The 19,650-nt window shown below is 44.1% G+C and carries 16 protein-coding genes; 12 read left to right on the top strand and 4 right to left on the bottom strand.

Annotated features, from left to right (window positions below):
• Positions 1–142: 142 nt before the first annotated feature.
• Together ACO067_RS23220 and ACO067_RS23215 are read left to right on the top strand one after the other, a co-directional pair.
• The gene (locus tag ACO067_RS23220; protein ID WP_421879067.1) at positions 143–379 is read left to right on the top strand and encodes a DUF1059 domain-containing protein; all 237 of its coding nucleotides are present in this window, start codon (positions 143–145) and stop codon (positions 377–379) included.
• A 100-nt stretch (positions 380–479) separates the two neighbouring features.
• A complete protein-coding gene (locus ACO067_RS23215) occupies positions 480–797 on the top strand; it encodes a 5-fold beta-flower protein (protein ID WP_421879064.1) in 318 nt (105 codons plus the stop codon).
• A gap of 79 nt (positions 798–876) precedes the next feature.
• Here the strand turns inward: ACO067_RS23215 and ACO067_RS23210 are convergent, their stop codons facing one another.
• Positions 877–3,093 (bottom strand): molybdopterin cofactor-binding domain-containing protein, encoded by a 2,217-nt coding sequence (locus ACO067_RS23210; RefSeq protein WP_421879061.1) that lies wholly within the window; start codon positions 3,091–3,093, stop codon positions 877–879.
• Between the two features lie 5 nt (positions 3,094–3,098).
• Entirely contained in the window at positions 3,099–3,560 is a 462-nt protein-coding gene (locus ACO067_RS23205; protein ID WP_421879058.1) for a (2Fe-2S)-binding protein, read from the bottom strand.
• 330 nt (positions 3,561–3,890) lie between these two features.
• On the opposite strand from ACO067_RS23205, the gene ACO067_RS23200 reads away from it, so the two are divergent.
• The 6 genes from ACO067_RS23200 to ACO067_RS23175 all read left to right on the top strand — a co-directional run bounded on the left by ACO067_RS23200 (position 3,891) and on the right by ACO067_RS23175 (position 13,153).
• On the top strand, positions 3,891–6,704 hold the full coding sequence (locus ACO067_RS23200) for a M16 family metallopeptidase (protein WP_421879055.1): 2,814 nt from the start codon (positions 3,891–3,893) through the stop codon (positions 6,702–6,704).
• A gap of 157 nt (positions 6,705–6,861) precedes the next feature.
• Positions 6,862–7,866 carry a hypothetical protein gene (locus tag ACO067_RS23195; RefSeq protein WP_421879052.1) on the top strand — a complete coding sequence of 335 codons (1,005 nt, stop codon included), beginning with the start codon at positions 6,862–6,864 and terminating at the stop codon, positions 7,864–7,866.
• Positions 7,867–8,302: 436 nt separating this feature from the next.
• Complete coding sequence (locus tag ACO067_RS23190; protein WP_421879049.1) at positions 8,303–8,737, top strand: transposase; 435 nt, start codon at positions 8,303–8,305, stop codon at positions 8,735–8,737.
• A gap of 552 nt (positions 8,738–9,289) precedes the next feature.
• Complete coding sequence (locus ACO067_RS23185; RefSeq protein WP_421879045.1) at positions 9,290–11,695, top strand: type I restriction-modification system subunit M; 2,406 nt, start codon at positions 9,290–9,292, stop codon at positions 11,693–11,695.
• A complete protein-coding gene (locus ACO067_RS23180) occupies positions 11,686–12,780 on the top strand; it encodes a restriction endonuclease subunit S (protein WP_421879042.1) in 1,095 nt (364 codons plus the stop codon). The genes ACO067_RS23185 and ACO067_RS23180 overlap by 10 nt, the downstream gene beginning before the upstream one ends.
• Positions 12,781–12,937: 157 nt before the next feature.
• The gene (locus tag ACO067_RS23175) at positions 12,938–13,153 is read left to right on the top strand and encodes a hypothetical protein (protein WP_421879038.1); all 216 of its coding nucleotides are present in this window, start codon (positions 12,938–12,940) and stop codon (positions 13,151–13,153) included.
• A gap of 32 nt (positions 13,154–13,185) precedes the next feature.
• On the opposite strand, the gene ACO067_RS23170 is transcribed toward ACO067_RS23175, so the two are convergent.
• Together ACO067_RS23170 and ACO067_RS23165 are read right to left on the bottom strand one after the other, a co-directional pair.
• Positions 13,186–13,428 carry a hypothetical protein gene (locus ACO067_RS23170; protein WP_421879035.1) on the bottom strand — a complete coding sequence of 81 codons (243 nt, stop codon included), beginning with the start codon at positions 13,426–13,428 and terminating at the stop codon, positions 13,186–13,188.
• A 173-nt stretch (positions 13,429–13,601) separates the two neighbouring features.
• A complete protein-coding gene (locus tag ACO067_RS23165) occupies positions 13,602–14,117 on the bottom strand; it encodes an REP-associated tyrosine transposase (protein WP_421879032.1) in 516 nt (171 codons plus the stop codon).
• A gap of 240 nt (positions 14,118–14,357) precedes the next feature.
• Here ACO067_RS23165 and ACO067_RS23160 point away from each other — a divergent pair, with 240 nt between their 5' ends.
• The 4 genes from ACO067_RS23160 to ACO067_RS23145 all read left to right on the top strand — a co-directional run bounded on the left by ACO067_RS23160 (position 14,358) and on the right by ACO067_RS23145 (position 19,639).
• Positions 14,358–17,474, top strand: a complete 3,117-nt coding sequence (locus ACO067_RS23160; RefSeq protein WP_421879029.1) for a type I restriction endonuclease subunit R — start codon at positions 14,358–14,360, stop codon at positions 17,472–17,474.
• Positions 17,475–17,476: 2 nt separating this feature from the next.
• Entirely contained in the window at positions 17,477–18,190 is a 714-nt protein-coding gene (locus tag ACO067_RS23155; protein WP_421879025.1) for a M48 family metallopeptidase, read from the top strand.
• Positions 18,191–18,287: 97 nt separating this feature from the next.
• Positions 18,288–18,818, top strand: coding sequence for a hypothetical protein (locus ACO067_RS23150; protein WP_421879022.1), 531 nt, complete (start codon positions 18,288–18,290; stop codon positions 18,816–18,818).
• Positions 18,815–19,639, top strand: a complete 825-nt coding sequence (locus ACO067_RS23145) for a tetratricopeptide repeat protein (protein WP_421879019.1) — start codon at positions 18,815–18,817, stop codon at positions 19,637–19,639. Before ACO067_RS23150 ends, ACO067_RS23145 begins: the two co-directional genes overlap by 4 nt.
• Positions 19,640–19,650 lie beyond the last annotated feature (11 nt).

Genomic DNA, 19,650 nt, shown 5'->3' with positions numbered 1-19,650 from the left:
TTTCAACAACTTATCCACTATCAATGGTAGCAATTTGTCTTTAGACAATCCTTTGTATTGAATGATTACTTTAAGCCAAAGACACTAAGTTCTTATTGATCTCCTGATTGTTTAACTTGAAGGAACAACTAACTGAGCAATTATGAAAGCAATGACCTGTAAACAACTAGGCGGAGCTTGTGACCTGGCCTTTCGAGCTAATTCCTTTAGTGAGATAGCACAGATGAGCAAAGAACATGGCATGGAAATGTACAAAAAAGGTGATGCATCTCATCTAAAAGCCATGAAGGACATGCAGGAAATTATGAAGTCACCAGAAACAATGAATGACTGGATGGATGCCAAACAACGAGAGTTTGATGCACTACCAGATGAATAAGTCTTTCGTGGAAACGTAAGGAATCTGGAGATTGAGATACTAATCAAGCATGAGAGTATTTGTAATCATTTCATTAGTTGCGTTATTAATATTTGGATGTATGGAAAAAGTAAATGGACCCTTCGACGCTGTATTGTCTAATGGCTCTAATCAAGAACTACTGTTTCTTCAAGACGACAAAGTGCTCAATAGTTTGGGCCAAACACTCGGGTATTTTCAAGGAGATGCATTGATCAACCACCTGGACCAACAGATTGCTTCGATTAATGGTAATCAGATTCAGAACCTTCAGGGGCAGGTTTTAGGTCAGGTGGAAGGCGGCCATTTGATCAACTCAAATGGACAGGCTATTTTATCTGTAACCGGAGCCAGTGAATCTAACCGTGTGAAAGTGGCTTGTTATTTCTTCTTCATGTGACTTACAACAAAAAAACCTGACATCCGCTAGCCAGTGGATTGTCAGGGTTTCTGTTCTTCTCGGGTAACTCTTCTTATGATTAGCCAACCTCAAGGTTGATCTGCTCTTGTTTTTTCGTGCTGAAAGGAGTGTGGTAATACCGCTTACCAGTTGCTTTGTACAGTGCATTGGCCAGAGCTCCTTGAGCCGGAGGTAAGCCAGGCTCACCCAGACCAGTTGGGTCAATTTCATTTTCGACAAAGTGTACTTCAATCTCCTTTGGAGCCTGGGCATGACGGATGAGCTGATAGCTGTTGAAGTTGTTGTGGCTTGGTTTGCCATTCTCCAACGTCAATTCACTATACATGGCATGACCAATACCGTCGATAATGCCGCCTTCAATAATATTGATGGCCCCTTCTTTATTGATGACAATGCCACAGTCAGTGGCCGCCCATACCTTTTGTACTTTGGGTTGACCATTTTCCATCACCACATCCATCACTTCAGCTACGTAGGATGAGTGGCAGAAATAAGCCGCAACGCCACGGTGAACTCCTTGTGTTTCCTTGCCCCAATTGCACTTCTCTTTCACCAACTTTAGTACCCCGGCATAGCGATCGGCATCATAGTCGTATTTATCACCCACAGGATTGTTCTTGGCTCGCTCAAACAGCTCCATTCTAAAATCGATAGGATCTTTTCCAGCCAGCTCAGCTACCTCATCCAGGAAGGACTGTTCCGCCCCAGCTGTGAAGTGGGAGCGAGGAGCACGCCAGGCACCGGTCGATACATTGGTTTCGGTATTGATCTTTTCGGCCGTGTAGTTGTCCACAGCTCCAGCCGGGAATCGATTCGGGAAAACAGCTCCTTCTGGCAAACCAACACCTTTTACAGAGAAGGCAATGAGGTTATTGTTTTCATCGAGTCCAGCTTTGTATGTGGAGATGTACGCAGGTCGATAAGTACCTTGTGTCATATCGTCCTCACGGGTGTAGATCATTTTGATCGGAGCGCCGAATTGCTTGGAGATAGCAGCAGCCTCCAGGCCAAAGTGCACATAGAGTCTTCTTCCAAACCCTCCACCAATTCGGGTCATTTCCACCTCAATGTTCTCCACAGGCATTCCAAGTAGCTTAGAAGCTGCATCTTCGAGTGATTTTGGAGTTTGAGTCGGGCCAATAAGCCAAGCGGAATTTTCCTGCACATCGGCATAGAAATTCATGGGCTCCAATGTGTTGTGCGGAATCAAAGGGGAGGAGTACGTCCGTTCGATCACCTTAGCCGCTTTGGCAAAAGCAGCTTCTGTATCTCCATCTTTTCGACTATCTACGACGTTTCCACCTTTGAGCAAAGCATCCTGCATCATTTTGGTCTGCGTATCTGTGCTTTCCAGCGGACTCACCGTCTCATAAGAAACTCGAAGTGCTTTCTTCGCATTCATGAGCTGCCAGGTGGATTCTCCCACTATGGCCACCAGTTTGTTGAATGCGTTGACTTCTCCCCACGATGGTTCCTCTGTAGTAGTATCGATAATGAAGGCATCTAACACCCCATCCATTGCCACAATTTCATCTCGGTTGAAGTCTTTTACCTGCATTCCAAATGCTGGTGGGTGTTGGATCATGGCGAGTTTCATTCCCTCTTTCTTGAAATCCAATCCAAACAAAGGCTTTCCTGTGATGATTTTTTTGCCTTCTACATTTTTCTTGTGGGTACCAATGATTTTATACTCTTTCGGATCTTTCAGGTCCAATTCTTCTGGAACCTCAATGCCCACTGCTTTGGCAGCAATGTCACCATAACCCATGGTTTTGCTTCCGTCAGCTGTTTTGATCATACCCTCACTGGTAGTCAGACTGGATACGTCCACCTGCCATTCTTTGGCGGCTGCTTCCAGTAGCATCCTGCGGCCGGCTGCTCCGGCCATTCTTAGCGGATTCCATCCAAATTTGATCGAAAGACTTCCTCCGGCAAACTGAGGATTCTTAAAGGCGTCTTCATCTAGTTTTCCTTGTTCCACAATCACCTTTTTCCAATCTACATCCAGTTCCTCAGCCACGATCATGGGTAGAGAGGTCATTACGTTCTGACCGATTTCCGGATTCGGGTTGAACAGGGTGATCACGCCATTGTTACCTATTTTGATGTAGCCATTCAGATCAAACCATTCATCCGGCATGGCTAGTATTTCTTCTTTGGTTTGGCCTGGGGAGCAGGAGGCCAACCAGCTAAAACTAATCATCAGTCCGCCACCTGCAGCAGCTGAAGTTTTAAGAAAAGACCTTCTTCCGACACGTGTTTTGATAATAGACATAATGATTAGGCGTTAGAGTTTGCTGCTGTTTTGATTGCTTTCTTAATGCGGGTGTAGGTTCCACACCAGCAGATATTTCCATTCATGGCTCCTTCGATCTGCTCATCCGTAGGATTGGGGTTGGACTTCAAAAGTGCCGCAGCACTCATGATCTGACCTGCCTGGCAGTATCCACATTGCGGCACATCTATTGCCAACCAGGCTTTTTGTACCGGGTGGTCGCCATTTTCAGATAGACCTTCGATTGTCGTAATTTCATTGTTACCAACTGAAGACACCGGAAGGGTACAAGATCGAGTGGCCACACCGTTGAGATGCACCGTGCAGGCACCGCACTGGGCTACACCACAGCCATATTTAGTGCCTACCAAGTCTAGATGGTCTCGAAGCACCCATAGCATGGGCGTTTGCGGATCCACATCTACTTTCAGGTCCTTGCCGTTGATTTTTAAAGAGAATTGAGCCATGAGGGATGAGTTTGTTTGAATTTGATGGTATCGTCTAGATAGAAATTACCAGCCTATTTTAATGCTTAAGTTATAAAATTTGATCATCAAATCCGTAGTTGCCATTAGCTAATCTTTATAACTGGTGATTTCCGAATTTGAGTGGAGCTTGTCCTCATAGTACGGGTAATCTGTCAATCGAATTTCATAAAATTGATCGAATGGTTGTTAGTAAAGCCGTCAATAGCTGGCGAGTACCATGGTTTATCCATAACTTAGAATCACTAAAACAGTAACTGGAAATTAATGGAAGTCACAAGACGACCACATGTATTAATTAAACACTCAATAATGAAAAAACTACTCACTTTGACCCTGAGCTGTATAGTAGCTTTGACCACATTGGCACAGGAAAAGGATATTTCTGGTCAGATGCTTTCAAGTCCTATTCCAAACGATCCAGCGGTAAAAATCGGACAGTTGGAGAATGGGCTTACCTACTACATTCGTAAGAATGATAAGCCCGAAGATAAGGTTGAATTTCGTCTGGTTATCAATGCCGGTTCAATATTGGAGAATGAAGACCAGCAAGGTCTGGCTCACTTTGTGGAGCATATGGCCTTTAACGGAAGTGAAAACTTCCAGAAAAACGAACTGGTCAATTACCTACAATCTATCGGTGTGGAATTTGGCGCTGACCTGAATGCGTACACGAGCTTTGATGAAACCGTGTACATGCTGCCTATTCCAACCGGAGACCCAGCAGTAATGGACAAGGGCCTCAAAGTCCTTGAGGACTGGGCTGGAGGTCTGCAGTTTACCCCTGAGGAAATTGATAAGGAGCGTGGAGTGGTCATCGAAGAGTGGCGACTGGGACAGGGAGCTGATCAGCGCATGCGGGACAAGTGGTTTCCCGTGATGTTCAAGAACTCCCAGTATGCTGCGCGTTTGCCTATTGGTAAAAAAGAGATCATTGAAACGGCTGATTATCAGACGATCAAGGACTTCTACGAAGACTGGTACCGACCGGATCTCATGGCCGTGATAGCGGTTGGAGACCTGCAGCCTGACGAAATGGAGAAGCAAATCAAAGAACGCTTTGGTGACCTGAAAAACCCAAAAGATGCCAGAGATCGAAAGGAATTTGAAGTGCCTAGTCACGAAGAAACGTATGTGGCCATCGAGCAGGATAAAGAGGCTTCATTTACGCTGGTGAGAATCGTCTACAAGCAAGACGATGACGAAGAGATGAAGCAACTGAAGGATTATAGAAAGCAGTTGACCTATGGTCTCTTCAACAGCATGCTGAACCAACGCCTGAATGAACTGAGACAATCGGCTGAACCTCTGTTTGTCTTTGGTAGCTCTAGTTATGGCAGCATTGTGCGCACTAAGGAAAACTTCCAGTCGTTTGCCATGGTCGGTGAAGACGGGATCATGAAAGGCCTGGAAGCGCTGGTTACCGAAAACGAGCGAGTGCGTCGCTATGGCTTTACTGAGGGAGAACTGGAGCGAGCTAAAATGCGCTTCCTCAACAGCCTGGAGCAGGAAATGAAAGAAGCTGATAAGACCGAAAGCGGTCGGTTGGCTTCAGAGTACGTGTCATCGTTTCTGGAAGAGTCTCCTGTTGTCTCACCTGAGTTCAGCTATGAGTTTGCTAAAAAACAATTTGACGGCATCAAACTAGAGGAAATTAATCAGTATGCCTCTAAGTGGATCAAAGAGCAAGATCGGGTAGTGGTCATCACCGGTCCTGAACGTGAAAATGCAGATGTAACGAAAGAGAGTGTTCTTCAAGTACTCGATGAAGTGGAGAACATGGAACTGGACGCCTATGCAGACGAAATGTCTGGTGCTGAGCTGATGCCGACCAAACCAACAAAAGGTAAGGTTGCTTCAGAGAAGAACATCGAGAATGTAGGCATTACCGAACTAACGCTATCCAATGGCATGACCGTGGTATTGAAGTCTACTGATTTCAAAAACGATGAGATCCTGATGTCTGGAACTAGCGAAGGTGGACACTCACTTTACAGCGACGAGAATTATCCAAGTGCCAACTATTCGGCAAGTATCGTGTCCGAAAGTGGAGTGAAGGATTTCTCCAAAACAGATTTGGATAAGTTGTTTTCAGGAAAGACCGTTCGAGTGGCACCGTTTGTAGGTACTTACAATGAAGGATTCAATGGCGCTGCTGCACCAAAAGATCTGGAAACGATGATGCAAATGATTAATCTATTCTTTACTGCGCCGAGAAAAGATGTGGAGAGCTTTGAGTCTTTCAAAAGCAGAAATACAATGCTTTATGGAAACTTGCTTTCCAATCCACAATACTATTTCCAAAACGAAATGATCAAGATCTTGAGTTCTAATAGCCCCAGAACAGGATTTCCGACGGCAGAAGAGTTGCAGCAGATTGATCTGGACAAAGCCTATGAGGTCTATGCAGAGCGCTTTGCTGACCCGGCCAACTTCACGTTCTTCTTTGTAGGTAACTTCAAGGTGGATGAGATCAAACCAATGTTGGAGACTTACCTGGCAAGCATTCCATCCGTGAGCCGCGAAGAAAGCTGGAAAGATCTGGGCATTCGTCCACCGGCAGGAAGAATGGAGAAAGTCATCAACAAAGGAACTGATCCGAAGAGTCAGGTATCTATCAACTACAAAGGAGAGGCGAAATACAGCCGTGAAGGATCATATGTTTTGAGTAGCCTGGGTGAAGTGATGACCAACCGCCTGATCGACCTGATTCGTGAGGAGAAGAGTGGAGTGTATGGAGTAGGAGCAAACGGTTACATCAGCCAGCGACCTTATGAAAACTATTCGTTTAGCATTTCTTTCCCATGTGGACCGGAAAATGTAGCAGAGCTCAAGCAAGCTGTCTATGAGGAAATCGAGCGGATCAAGAAAGAAGGTGTGACCGATGAAGACCTGAATGAAGTGAAAGAAGCTCAGCGCATCGATCGCAAGGAGAGCTTGAAGGAAAACCGCTACTGGTTGAACTCCCTTTCCAGCTATTATACCTATGACTGGAGTTTGGATACCTTCTACGATTACGAGGAGCGTATCGAAAAGCTGAAAGCCACCGACCTGCAGGCAGCGGCCAAGAAGTATTTGGTAGAAGACAATCTGATTGAGATCGTGCTGATGCCAGAGGAAGAGTAAGAAAGCGCTCCACGTTATCATTTATCAAAAGCCCTGTCGAGAGACGGGGCTTTTTTGATAATCATTCGGCTATTATTGTTTTTCAAATTCTGTTAATCTGTGCCGCTATCATCCCGAAAAGTCTATTTTTAACAATCGAAGCTTAAACATAGTGATTTTGAATACACATGCGGTAAAGTGCACCTATGGTCTTGTTCTATGGTCTTTAACCCTAATACCACTTAGTGCTCAGTATATTTCTGATGACACCTATCAATATGATGAGATTGACGTTAATGATTGGGACCATGTTTACAAGTACCGCATTCAATTAAAGAATGCCTATTATTGGTCTGGCCGTCGCTTCATTGTTTTTAAAATAGAGGATGGGAAAGATAGTCTCAAAGTGTTGTATCCTGATGGAACAGTACTGGCAAGAGGGTCAGATTTTCGTTCTAGAAGAAATAAGCTTGTTCCCAAGACCGGAACCTGGGAGGTTTATCATGGGGATGGTGAGCTAAAAGAAAGTGTGAGTTTTAGACAAGGGTCGAGGTATGGAGAGTACTTAAATGTGGATGAAAACGGAGAGATTTTAAAGGAGAAATATTATGCTCAAAATTACAGTTTTGGATGCTCCATTTCATTTTTTTTGACGGACATGGCTATTGAATCAGGCCCAGATACTACAATGACAACATCAAATGGTTATGGGTGGAGTACCGGTTTTTTAATTGATTATGAACTGAATGAATCGATCACTTTTCGAACCCTACCCATGACTGCATTTTATGGATACAAAATTAGGCATAGTGTCGGCAATCAAGAGAAGTCGTTCTCAAAAGACTACACACTGTTTCGAATGCCTATTCTGACCGTATTCAAACTTTACGACTTTCTCAATATTTCAGTAGGGGTAAGCCCAAATTTTAATCTTGTAGGTCGAAATACAGATAAATCAGATCCAATTGTTTTCTCTAATAAAAACTTTGATTTAAGTGCTGAGTTTGGAGTTTCTCATGATATAGAATTTGAAATGTTTACCATGATTCCTCAAATAAACTATTCACGACAGTTAACTAATTGGGCGGATTTTAAAGATGCAGCCTATTCTAAATCGGTTAACAAACTGTTAAGGAATCAGATTTCTTTTTCGCTAATTTTCAGTGGAAGAATGAAGAATTGAATTCGACAATTTTGTATCCGGGTCCGATTAAACCTCCAAGGTTTTGTAAACCTTGGAGGTTTGACTAAAATTCCATTAAGACTTCCTCTCCTACAAGTAGTTAACTGCGAAAATTCCCTAAAATATGGTATTGCTCTTAATGGAATAACTGGATAATTTGGAGTTGGATCGTCTGAGCTGTGTTCAAGTCACACGGAGCAAAATAACTTAGCTCGACAATGGACTTAGCTTCCAAGGTCTAAATTTCAGTATAATGAAACCAAACACCTAATATCATATTTTTAATCATGCTAATGGAGATGAAAATCTATTTCGGTCAGATGAAAATTATCATTATTTCCTCCAGCAATGGGCTAAATACATTGAGCCAGTAGCTGGAACGTATACTTACTGCCTACTTCCGAATCATTTTCATGTTCTTGTAAAAACCCATGATTTGGATGTATTTGTTGGTAATACTAAAACTTCTAAAGACAACACCTTGGAGGTTTCAGAAAACCTCCAAGGTGTATATGCCAGTATGATTATCCAATCTTTCTCCAACCTTTTTAATCGTTATACCAAAGCCTTTAATAAATACTACGATCGAAGAGGCAGTCTCTTCATGCCTAATTTCAAACGCAAAGAAATCACTAATAAAAACTATCTAAGTACCATAGTTACTTACATTCATCGCAACCCTGTTCACCATGGATTTTGCAAGAAGATAGACAACTGGCCACATTGTTCTTATGAAGCCATGCTGAATTCAAAATCTACTCTGCTAAAAAGAGCCAATGTGCAAAAATGGTATGTAAGCCCTGATAATTATAAAAACGCTCACAAGATTGAGGTCAGATTACCAGATAATTCACTTTTTATTGATTATTGATCTTATTAAACCACCAAGGTTTCCAAAACCTTGGAGTATACCATTTATTAAACACTTTGGCTCCTAATCAAAGGGTCTCTTGAAACCTTACTTTCGAAAAAAAAAGAATTAGAGCCGCTAACTTGCTATGGCAATGTAGATGGACTATAAGATATGCGTTTTGTAAAATAGATAAAACGCATATTCAATTCTAAAAAAAGCAAACGCATATCAAACTCTAGAAAACGCAAACGCATATCTAATTATTGAAATGGAGAAACGCATATCGAATTTTGAAATGGTGAAACGCATGGATTAACAAACAGATGCCCCTTTTTTATCATTCATGGAACCAACTGTATAGAAGGCAGTGGTTCTCAAGATTGATGACTTCATTTCCGAAGAAGATCATATTTGGACCCGTTTACTCATAATCAAAGGGTCCTTTCTAAACCTCCAAGGTTTTCGAAACCTTGGAGGTTTTTACTCGACCGACTGTTTACAAGTCAGTGGCTCTTACTGGAAAGTTTGGTTAATTTGCCCATTCATTCGAAATACATACAATTTCCGAAAATGGCAATAAAGAAATCTGAACTTTATAGTTCGCTGTGGGCTAGCTGCGATGAACTACGTGGTGGTATGGATGCCAGCCAATACAAAGACTATGTGCTGGTGATGCTCTTTATCAAATACATCTCTGATAAATACGCTGGTCAACCCTATGCACCGATAGAAGTACCCGCTGGAGCTTCCTTTAAGGACATGGTGGCCTTGAAAGGCACTTCAGATATTGGCGATCAGATCAACAAGAAGATCATTGCCCCGCTCAAAGAGGCCAACAACCTCACCGATATGCCGGATTTCAACGACGTGAACAAACTCGGTGATGGCAAGGAAATGGTGGATCGGCTCACGGGATTGATTTCGATCTTTGAAAAGCCCGCATTGGACTTTAGTAAAAACCGCGCTGAGGGTGATGACATCCTGGGCGATGCTTACGAATACCTGATGCGTCACTTCGCAACCGAGAGTGGTAAGAGCAAAGGCCAGTTTTACACGCCAGGAGAGGTGAGCCGGGTGATGGCGATGATTATTGGCATTGCTGATCAGCCTACCACCAACAAGACCACCGTATATGACCCCACCTGTGGGTCCGGTTCATTGCTATTGCGAATTGGTGCGGCTGCTTCTACCAAAGTATCGCTTTACGGTCAGGAAAAAGACTCGGCCACTTCGGCACTCGCTCGAATGAACATGATCCTGCACGATCAGCCAGACGCCATCATCAAGCAGGGTAACACTCTGGCCAACCCACTCTTTATAGAAAATAGCAACCTGCAGCAGTTTGATTTTGTCATTGCCAATCCACCGTTTAGTGACAAGCGCTGGAGCAACGGGCTCAACCTGCCCAAAGATGGTGTGTACAATCGCTTTACGCTTGGTGTGCCTCCTTCCAAAAATGGTGACTTTGCTTACCTGCTACACATCCTGCGGTCACTGAAGCGACATGGAAAGGGTGCCGTAATTCTGCCTCATGGTGTCCTCTTCAGAGGAAATGCCGAGGCGGAGATCCGAAAAAACCTAATCAAAGAAGGAGTCATCAAAGGCATTATTGGCTTGCCGGCCAACTTGTTTTACGGTACGGGAATTCCGGCTTGTATCATCATTCTGGACAAAGAAAATGCGCACAACCGCAAAGCGCTCTTTATGATAGATGCCAGCAAGGGCTACATCAAAGATGGTAACAAAAACCGCCTGCGGGAACAGGACATACGGCTGATGACAGACGTCTTCAACCAGCAAACGGAGCTACTAGGCTACAGCCGCATCGTGAAGCTTACGGATATAGAGGCCAATGACTACAACCTCAACATCCCGCGCTACATTGACAATCAGGACAAAGAAGACATTCAGGACATCAACGCACACCTCAACGGTGGTATCCCTAACACAGACCTGGACGAGCTTGTCAAATACTGGAAGGTGTTTCCCACCCTCAAAACAACACTTTTCAAAGACCTGAGACCGGGCTATTCGGAACTGCTGCCGGATGCGGAAGCCATCAACGACACCATCTACCAGCACCAGGAGTTTACCGCCTTTATGGAGGAAATGGCAGCACTCTACGCCCACTGGGCCAAGCGTAGCAAAGCCATGCTAACCAAAAAGGACAAAGGCTGCCACCCCAAGGCCATCATAGATGAGCTGGCAGACGATATCCTGAAAACGTACACTCAAAAGCCACTGGTGGATCAGTACGACATTTACCAGCACTTGAGTACCTATTGGCAGGAAACCATGCAGGACGACTGCTACCTGATCGCCTTTGATGGGTGGAAGGCAGAGACCAGTCGCATACTGGTAGAGAATGCGAAGAAAAAGCTGGTGGACAAAGGCTGGACCTGCGACCTGATACCTAAGGAGCTGGTCACCAACCGCTACTTTGCTGAGGAGAAGCAGGCACTGGAAGAGCTACTCGCTAATAAAGAAAGTCTGGCGGCTGAGATCAGCGAAATGGAAGAAGAACATGGTGGAGAGGAAGGACTCTTTGCCGAGCTGGACAAGATCAACAAAGCCCATGCAGCCAAACGAATCAAAGACATCCAGAAGGATAAAGACGAAGACCTGAAGGCGGAGCTCAAAGCACTCAAGGCCTATGTAGCGCTGCATACGAAGGTGGCGGAACTCAACAAAAAGATCAAAACAGCCGAACAGGAGCTGGATGACAAGCTCTACCAGAAATACCCCACCCTTACTGAGGAAGAAATCAAAGTGCTGGTGATCGAAGACAAGTGGCTCACAGCCATCAGAGGAGCCATCCAGACAGAGATCGATCGCATCAGCCAGGCGCTAACCAACCGGATCAAAGAACTGGCCGAGCGCTACGACAAAACACTGCCTGCACTCTCTCAGGAAGTAGCCGATCTGGAAGCCAAAGTAAACGAGCACTTAACCAAAATGGGGTTCTCATGGAATTAAAAAGGAATTGGGTAATTAAAAGAATGGATGATGTTGCTCCATTACAAAGGGGTTTTGACCTTCCAAATACTCAGTTAGTTAAGGGTGATTACCCAGTGGTCTATTCCAACGGAATATTAAATCATCATATTTCATTCAAAATCCAAGGACCAGGAGTAGTTACTGGGCGCTCCGGCACTATTGGCAAGGTAACATTTGTTGAAAATGCTTTTTGGCCTCATAATACTTCTCTTTGGGTTAAAGACTTTAAAAACAATGATCCCCGGTTTGTTTTTTACTTATATGTTTTTTTAAGCCTTGAGAAATTTTCCACAGGATCCGGGGTACCCACATTGAATCGAAACGATGTTCACGATCAACTAATTAAAATTCCCCCAACACTCGCCGAACAGCAAGCCATCGCCAAGGTGCTGTCAGATACGGATGAGCTGATCCAGGCACTGGAGCGCAAGATTGAAAAGAAAAATCTTGTTTTGGATGGAACCACGGAGGCTCTTTTAAATCCAGACAAGCCAAACGGTATAAGATTAAGGGGATTTGAAAAATTTGAGTGGAAAAAAACCACAATAGGGGCTGTTGCCGAGATAACAACTGGAAATAAAAACACACAAGACCGTGTTTCTGATGGTAAATATCCATTTTATGTTCGATCTCAGAAAGTTGAAAGAATTAACACTTATTCTTTTGATGGAGAGGGTATACTGACTGCTGGAGATGGGGTTGGTACTGGAAAAGTATTTCATTATGTAAACGGCAAAGTAGATATTCATCAGAGGGTTTATCTTATCTATGATTTCAAAGATGATATAGATGGTTATTTCTTGTATCTCGTTTTTAAGCGAAATTTTTACAATCGTATGATGATGATGACAGCAAAATCATCTGTTGATTCGGTAAGAAGGGAAATGATCGCCAATATGGAGGTATACGTTCCAAATTCTATTGATGAACAAAAGGCCATATCGTCATCAATAAAAGATTTAAGTAACGAAATAGAGTCCTTAGAAAAAAACCTTAGTAAATATAAAATACTCAAGCAAGCCTTAATGCAGCAGTTGCTAACTGGGAAGATCCGGTTGGTGTAGCTGCGCTCACCCTTTTATTCTAGCCTTTGTTGGTGTTCCATGACGCTACGGTCATGACAGGTATCACCAACAAACTTGTTTGTTGATGGGTGTTTGGTTGTAAGATTTCTCGAGATCACAGAGACGTTATCGTTGCAGAATTGGTTAATTTTAACCTATGACCATAGAACAGAAAAAAATAGCACTCATCCATTGGATCACCAATCTGCAGGATGAGACTGTATTGAACCAGCTAGAGGGGTTTCGACAAACGTCGCTCAGTGAGCTACCAGAGGAGATAGCCGATCTGCTGGCCATGTCCATGGCTGAGCCGGATGCTGACGGTGTAGAGCATACATCCGTACAGGACATCCTCAATCGTCCGGAAGCGTGAAGCGTGTCATTTGGACAACTGTAGCCAGAAAGTCACTCCGGTAGACGGTAGACTTCATCACAGAGCAATGGGGTGTAAAAGTACAGCAGGCGTTTATCCATCGGCTGGAGTACCGCATCCAGCAGGTTCAGCAAAATCCGGAGTTGGCTCCCACATTTGAGGAGAGTGAAATCCGAAGGTTGGTCATTCACCAATCCATTTCCCTTTTTTATACCAATCAGCCTGAGCTGATCAAGCTTCTTCTGGTCTGGGACAACCGGCAGGATCCTGTCCATCTCTACCGGCAGTTAACTGCTTCTAAAAAGTAACCTAAGCCTTTGTTGGTGTTCCGTGACGCTTCGGTCATGACAGGTGTCATCAACAAACATGATATCGTTGGCTTACGGCTCTTGTCCTTCCTATACATTTTATCTTTGGTGATAACACCAAAGATGGCAGCTGAGTAGCTTCAACCGTCATGATGGGATAGAAAACTAAAATTCGTGGACTGAATGTGATAGAAAGCCGCGGATGAATAGTGATATTCCCAGGGCTTATTAGCGAGTCCGGCCTTTACAGGGTTTTGATGGATATACTCTAGCTTTTGTTGGAAAACTTTGGCAGAATAAAGAGGAACACTCAACGAATTTCTTTGCCAAAACTGGTATTTTCTATCGGCTCCTTTTGTTTTCATATTCTCCAATAGTTCAGGGTTATTAGCCATCAGTGAAAATTTAATTTGCTGCGCTGTATACTTCAAAAAGTCACGTTGTACATTCGTCATCTTATGCCCAGCCCTAATATGCCAGATCAGATGAATGTGATTGTCCATAATTACAAAGGCGTACAGATAGATTCTTTTGTTTTCCACCAGAAATCTCAAGCTCTCAGTAACTATTTCCTTGTGCGCTCTGTCTTTTATGATTGGTTTCCAATCTTGTGCTGTAACAGTCACATACTGCGCATAGTCCTCAAGTATTTCCATAAATGGAAGATAATTGTTTTACCCATTGACAGAAAATGAAATAGCCTTGATTTTGTAGACGCTGTTTGAATAGTTGGGTTGGGGCTTGTTGGTGATAACACCAACAAGGGCAGCCTTCCCCGATCAATAGACATTGACCAATAAGTAAAGAGTAACGGTGATTCTAATGGAATTGACGTATTATTGTCGTGCCAACATTAATTATTATCTGATGTATCACGCCATTAATGTTTACCGATCATGAGTAGTCCAGGTGAAATAGAGCGAGCCACCCAAAACCGTATCGTTGAGCTCTTCCAGAAAGATTTGGACTATGATTACCTGGGCAAATGGGAAGACCGACCAAACAATAGTAACATAGAGGAAGAGCTACTTACTGCCTTTCTTGACAAGCAAGGATATACTGCTGCTCAAATCAGCCAGGCCATTTTTCAGCTTCGGGATGTCGCTACCAACTTTGCCGAAGGCCTCTATACCACCAATAAAAACGTGTATGAAAAGCTCCGATATGGAGTAAAAGTACAGGTCAATGCCGGTGAAAACACGGAAACCATACACCTGTTTGATTGGACAAATCCTGAAAACAATGACTTTGCTATCGCCGAGGAAGTGACCATACACGGTGAGCACGACAAGCGCCCGGACATTGTCCTCTATGTGAATGGTTTAGCGGTAGGCATCTTAGAACTGAAGCGTGCCAGCGTGGACATAGGAGAAGCCATCCGCCAAAACATTGGCAACCAGCAGGAACGATTCGTACAGCCTTTTTTCTCTACCATTCAGTTGCTATTTGCAGGAAGTGATTCGGAAGGTTTGCGCTACGGTACCATTGGTACACCGGAAGCTTATTACCTGAGCTGGAAAGAAGATGTGGAGGATCAGAGCAAACTAACACTTGATAAATACCTGATCAGGATGTGCCGAAAGGATCGATTGATCGATTTGCTTCATGACTTTGTGCTGTTTGATGCGGGTTGGAAGAAACTCCCACGAGTGCATCAGTACTTTGGCATGAAAGCAGCACAGGACCATGTACGTCGATATGAAGGCGGGATTATCTGGCACACACAAGGTAGTGGTAAGAGTATCACCATGGTGCTGCTGACCAAGTGGATACTGGAGAATAATCCGAATGCTCGGGTGCTGGTATTGACAGATCGTACCGAACTGGACAAGCAAATCCAAGACGTTTTTGAAGATGCTGGTGAAACCATTCACCGGACCCGAAGTGGGAAAGACTTGCTTTTCAGACTGTCAGAACCTAAGCCCCGATTGATCTGTTCGCTGGTTCATAAGTTTGGCCGCAAGGATGTCACCAATTTCAATGAATTTATACGCGAGCTTGGTGAACAGGAAGTGCCGGTTCATGGAGAACTTTTTGTGTTAGTAGATGAGTGTCACCGTACCCAAAGTGGACGCTTGCACAAAACGATGAAGGCTATTCTTCAAAAAGCGGTATTTATCGGGTTTACGGGTACGCCGTTACTGAAGCAGGATAAGCAAACCAGTCAGGAAGTATTTGGCAAGTACATCCATACTTATAAGTTCCATGAAGGCGTAGAAGACCGTGTAATTCTCGATCTGGTCTATGAAGCGAGAGATGTGGACCAGCGCTTGTCCTCGCCACAGAAAGTAGAGCAGTGGTTTGAGGCCAAGACTAAAGGACTCAATGATTTTCAGAAATCGGAGATCAAGAAGAAGTGGGGTACCATGCAGAGTGTGTTGAGTAGTCGCTCACGGATGGACAAGATAGTTAGCGATATCATCCTTGATTTTGGGACTAAGCCGGTGCTTTCTTCACAGCGTGGCAATGCCATGCTAGTAGCTCACTCCATCCTGGAAGCTTGCATGTATTACGAGCTGTTTCAAAAGACAGAGTTTAGAGGGAAATGCGGATTGATTACGTCCTACAGTCCATACCATGGAGACGTATCCAAAGAAGATACGGGTGCAAATACCGATACGCAGAAGGAGTATATCTATAACCTCTACACAGAGTTACTGAAAGATGTAACACCAAAGCAGGGCAAGTCCAAGACGGAGACCTACGAAGATTGGGCCAAGGAAAAGTTTAAGAAAGAGCCAGTCAACATGAAGGTATTGGTGGTGGTCTCCAAATTATTGACTGGGTTTGACGCTCCAAGCTGTACGTACTTGTACCTGGATAAGAAAATGCAAGACCATGGTCTCTTTCAGGCCATTTGCCGTACCAACCGATTGGATGGAGAAGACAAAGAGTTTGGATACATCATTGACTACAGGGATTTATTTGACCAGGTAGGAGCAGCCATTTCCGTCTATACCAGCGAGTTGGATACAGAAGATTTTGAGCTGAAGGATATTGAGGTAATGATGCAGGATCGATTGGTCGCTGGCAAAAAGCGTTTGGATGATGCGTTAGAAGCTGTAGCGCTATTGTGTGAACCCGTCCCAGCACCAAAAGGAAAGCTGGAATATCAACGCTACTTCTGTGGGAATGTGGAAGTAAAGGAGGCATTGAAAGAAACAGAAGTTCGCCGAAATCAACTGTATAAATCCATTGTCGCCCTAATCCGCGCCTATGCGGCTATTGCTGACGAAATGGAAGATGCCGGGTATACCCCAAAGGAAATCGAAAGTATCAAGAAAGAAGTGGATTCTTACTTGAAATTAAGGGAGGAGATACGCCTGGCATCAGGAGAAACCATCGACCTGAAGAAATACGAAGCAGACATGCGCCATTTGATAGATACCTATATTCAGGCGGAAGAGTCTGAGGTGATTTCCCCGTTTGATGGCTTGTCCATGTTGGATATTCTGGAAAACGAAGGGGTACAGGCTGTCATTGATGCCATGCCGTCTGGAGTGCGAAGGGACCGATCTGCGGTTTCAGAAATCATCGAGCGCAATGTACGCAAGAAGATTATCAAAGATCATAACATCGATCCGGCCTACTTTGAGAAGATATCGAAGTTGTTGGATGAGCTGATCAGGGCACGAAGAGATAATGCCATTACGTACGCAGAATATTTGAAGCGTATTGCGGAGTTAGCACGGCAGGTCAATAAAGGAACGAATGATGGTGTTCCTTCTTCTATGAAAACCAAAGGCATGCAGTCACTTTACAATAACTTTAGTGAGGATGAAGAGTTGATCATTAGATTGGATCAAGTGCTGAAAACACAATGCCCGGCAGACTGGCGGGGAACCAAAGCTAAGGAACAAATGGTCAAGGGAGCTATTTACAACTTGCTCAAGTCAATGGATGAAAACGGAGAATTAAAGAATATTTCAGAGGAACCCAAAGAGCATCCTTATGGCTACCAAAAGGCCGTAGACAAAGTGTTCAGCATCATTGAACAGCATCAGGAATATTAAGTATGGAGACAATTGAGTTGGGTGATATATCGATAGCAGTGGATCAAAAGGCCATTCAAAACATTCACCTGAGTGTCTATCCACCAGATGGGCGAGTACACATCTCTGCACCAGCTAAGATGGAACTGGATACAATCCGGGTCTTTGCAATCTCCAAACTTGATTGGATTAAAAAACAGCGAGAAGAACTTCAATCACAGGTCAGAGAAACTCCACGCGAGTTCATCAATAGAGAGAGCCATTATTTTCTAGGGGAGCGGTATCTCATGAAAATAGTGGAGCGAAATGCCCCACCAGAAGTAGAGTTGACACATAAGTACATGATCCTTAAAGTTCGACCCAATACCGCAACCATCAAGAGGAAGGAGATACTAGATGAATGGTACCGAGCACAGTTGAAGGAGATCGTACCAGAGTTAATAGCCAAATGGGAGGAAGTGATTGGGGTGGAATGTCAAGATTTTGGAATCAAAAGAATGCGTACTAAGTGGGGTTCATGTAAGCGGGAAGCTGGTCGCATTTGGCTTAACCTGGAGCTTGCTCGTAAGCCGGTTGAGTGTTTAGAGTACATCATTGTTCACGAACTAACCCACTTCCATGAGCGAAATCACACTGCTCGGTTTCAGGCACTCATGGACCAATTTATGCCACAGTGGCGACACCACAGAGACACTTTAAATCGTCTGCCATTCAGTCATTTGGATTGGGGGTATTAAAACCGTCCACCACCGGACAAAAATAATCCAAAACCGGGCAGATAACTCGCCAAAACGCAGGTCGTATATAGTTAGGTAACCTAACTCAATTGATCCAATGAACCGTCTTTATGTCATCGCCCTGCTAGCGATAATCGGCTGTGCTTCCTCCAAAGAAGAGATGACCAGCAGTCAGCCACTGAAAAAGGAATCCAAGTACCTGCGCTGGGTTGGAGATTCTCAGTACGACTCCCTTACAGACGACCCCAATTTCAAACTCTGCAACCATGAAAAACTGGCCAAGCAGTACTTCAATATTGGTGACGCCATGGAGTACGAGGGGGAAAAACCCATGTTGGTCCGCCACTTTTTGGACAACTACCAGCCGGTTGATACGCAGCAAAGTGGATACCTGCGCATTCGCTTTCTGGTCAACTGCGATGGAGCTACGGGCCGTTTCCGGTTGACACAGTCCGATGTGAACTATCAGGAGATCACGTTCGATAAGCAGATTACCGATCAGTTACTCGCTCTGACCCAATCTCTGGATGGATGGAAAACCAAGTATGATGGTGGACAGCCCGTGGACTATTACCAGTACCTGATTTTCAAAATTGACCAGGGAACCCTAACCGAAATACTGCCATGAAAAAGTTCTTATTCCTTACATTGCTCATTTCCTTCGAATTGGCCATCGCTCAACCCAACTGTCAGGCGTTTCTATCGGCAGGAGATACCCTCAAGTACAGAGCCTGTGAAGTGGCCAAAGCACGCCTCAACCATTACCAGTTTAGCCGTCACTATCAGGAAGCTCTGGATAAAGCCTTGGCTATTGATTCCACTTTTGCTTTCGCTTATCGGGCTAAGTCCACGGCATATCTTAAAAGTGGCGATTTCATTACCTGGATGCAGCTCATGAACCAAGCCGTGAAATATGATACCTTGGGTCAGCTGGAATATAGGGGCTGGTGTCGGTACCAGTTTTTTAGAGATTATCAGGGAGCTATATCAGATATCGAGTTGCTAGACAGTCTGGTAGACTATGACATTGGCTACTCAGTCAATGGAGATTACCATTTACACATTGGACGGGCACTCTGTTACAAAGCACTGGGACAAACGAAAAAAGCGATTGAGATCATAGAGGCCAATCTGGACGAGGACTTTCCCGGACCGTACGATTACCTACATCTCGGTGTGATGTATTTGGAAACCAGGCAATTAGACAAAGCCATTGCTACCTTTGAAAAACAACAGGAAATCAACGACCTGGCGGAAAATCATTACTATCTGGCGCTTGTTTACCAACAGACAGGAATCCAAACCAAGTTTGATCAACACATGATGCAGGCTAAAGAGAAATACCTGGAAGGTTATAAACTATTTGATCCCTATGTAGAAGTGATGGATCAGATTTATCTGGAGGATATTGAGTCCGCACTGGCTGATGTCCAAACTCAAATGGACTAATGATACAGGTC

Origin of the sequence: Marinoscillum sp., assembly GCF_965229915.1 — a bacterium.
In the GTDB taxonomy this organism is placed as follows: Bacteria; Bacteroidota; Bacteroidia; order Cytophagales; family Cyclobacteriaceae; genus Marinoscillum.
This window is presented reverse-complemented; position numbering and strand designations above follow the sequence as displayed.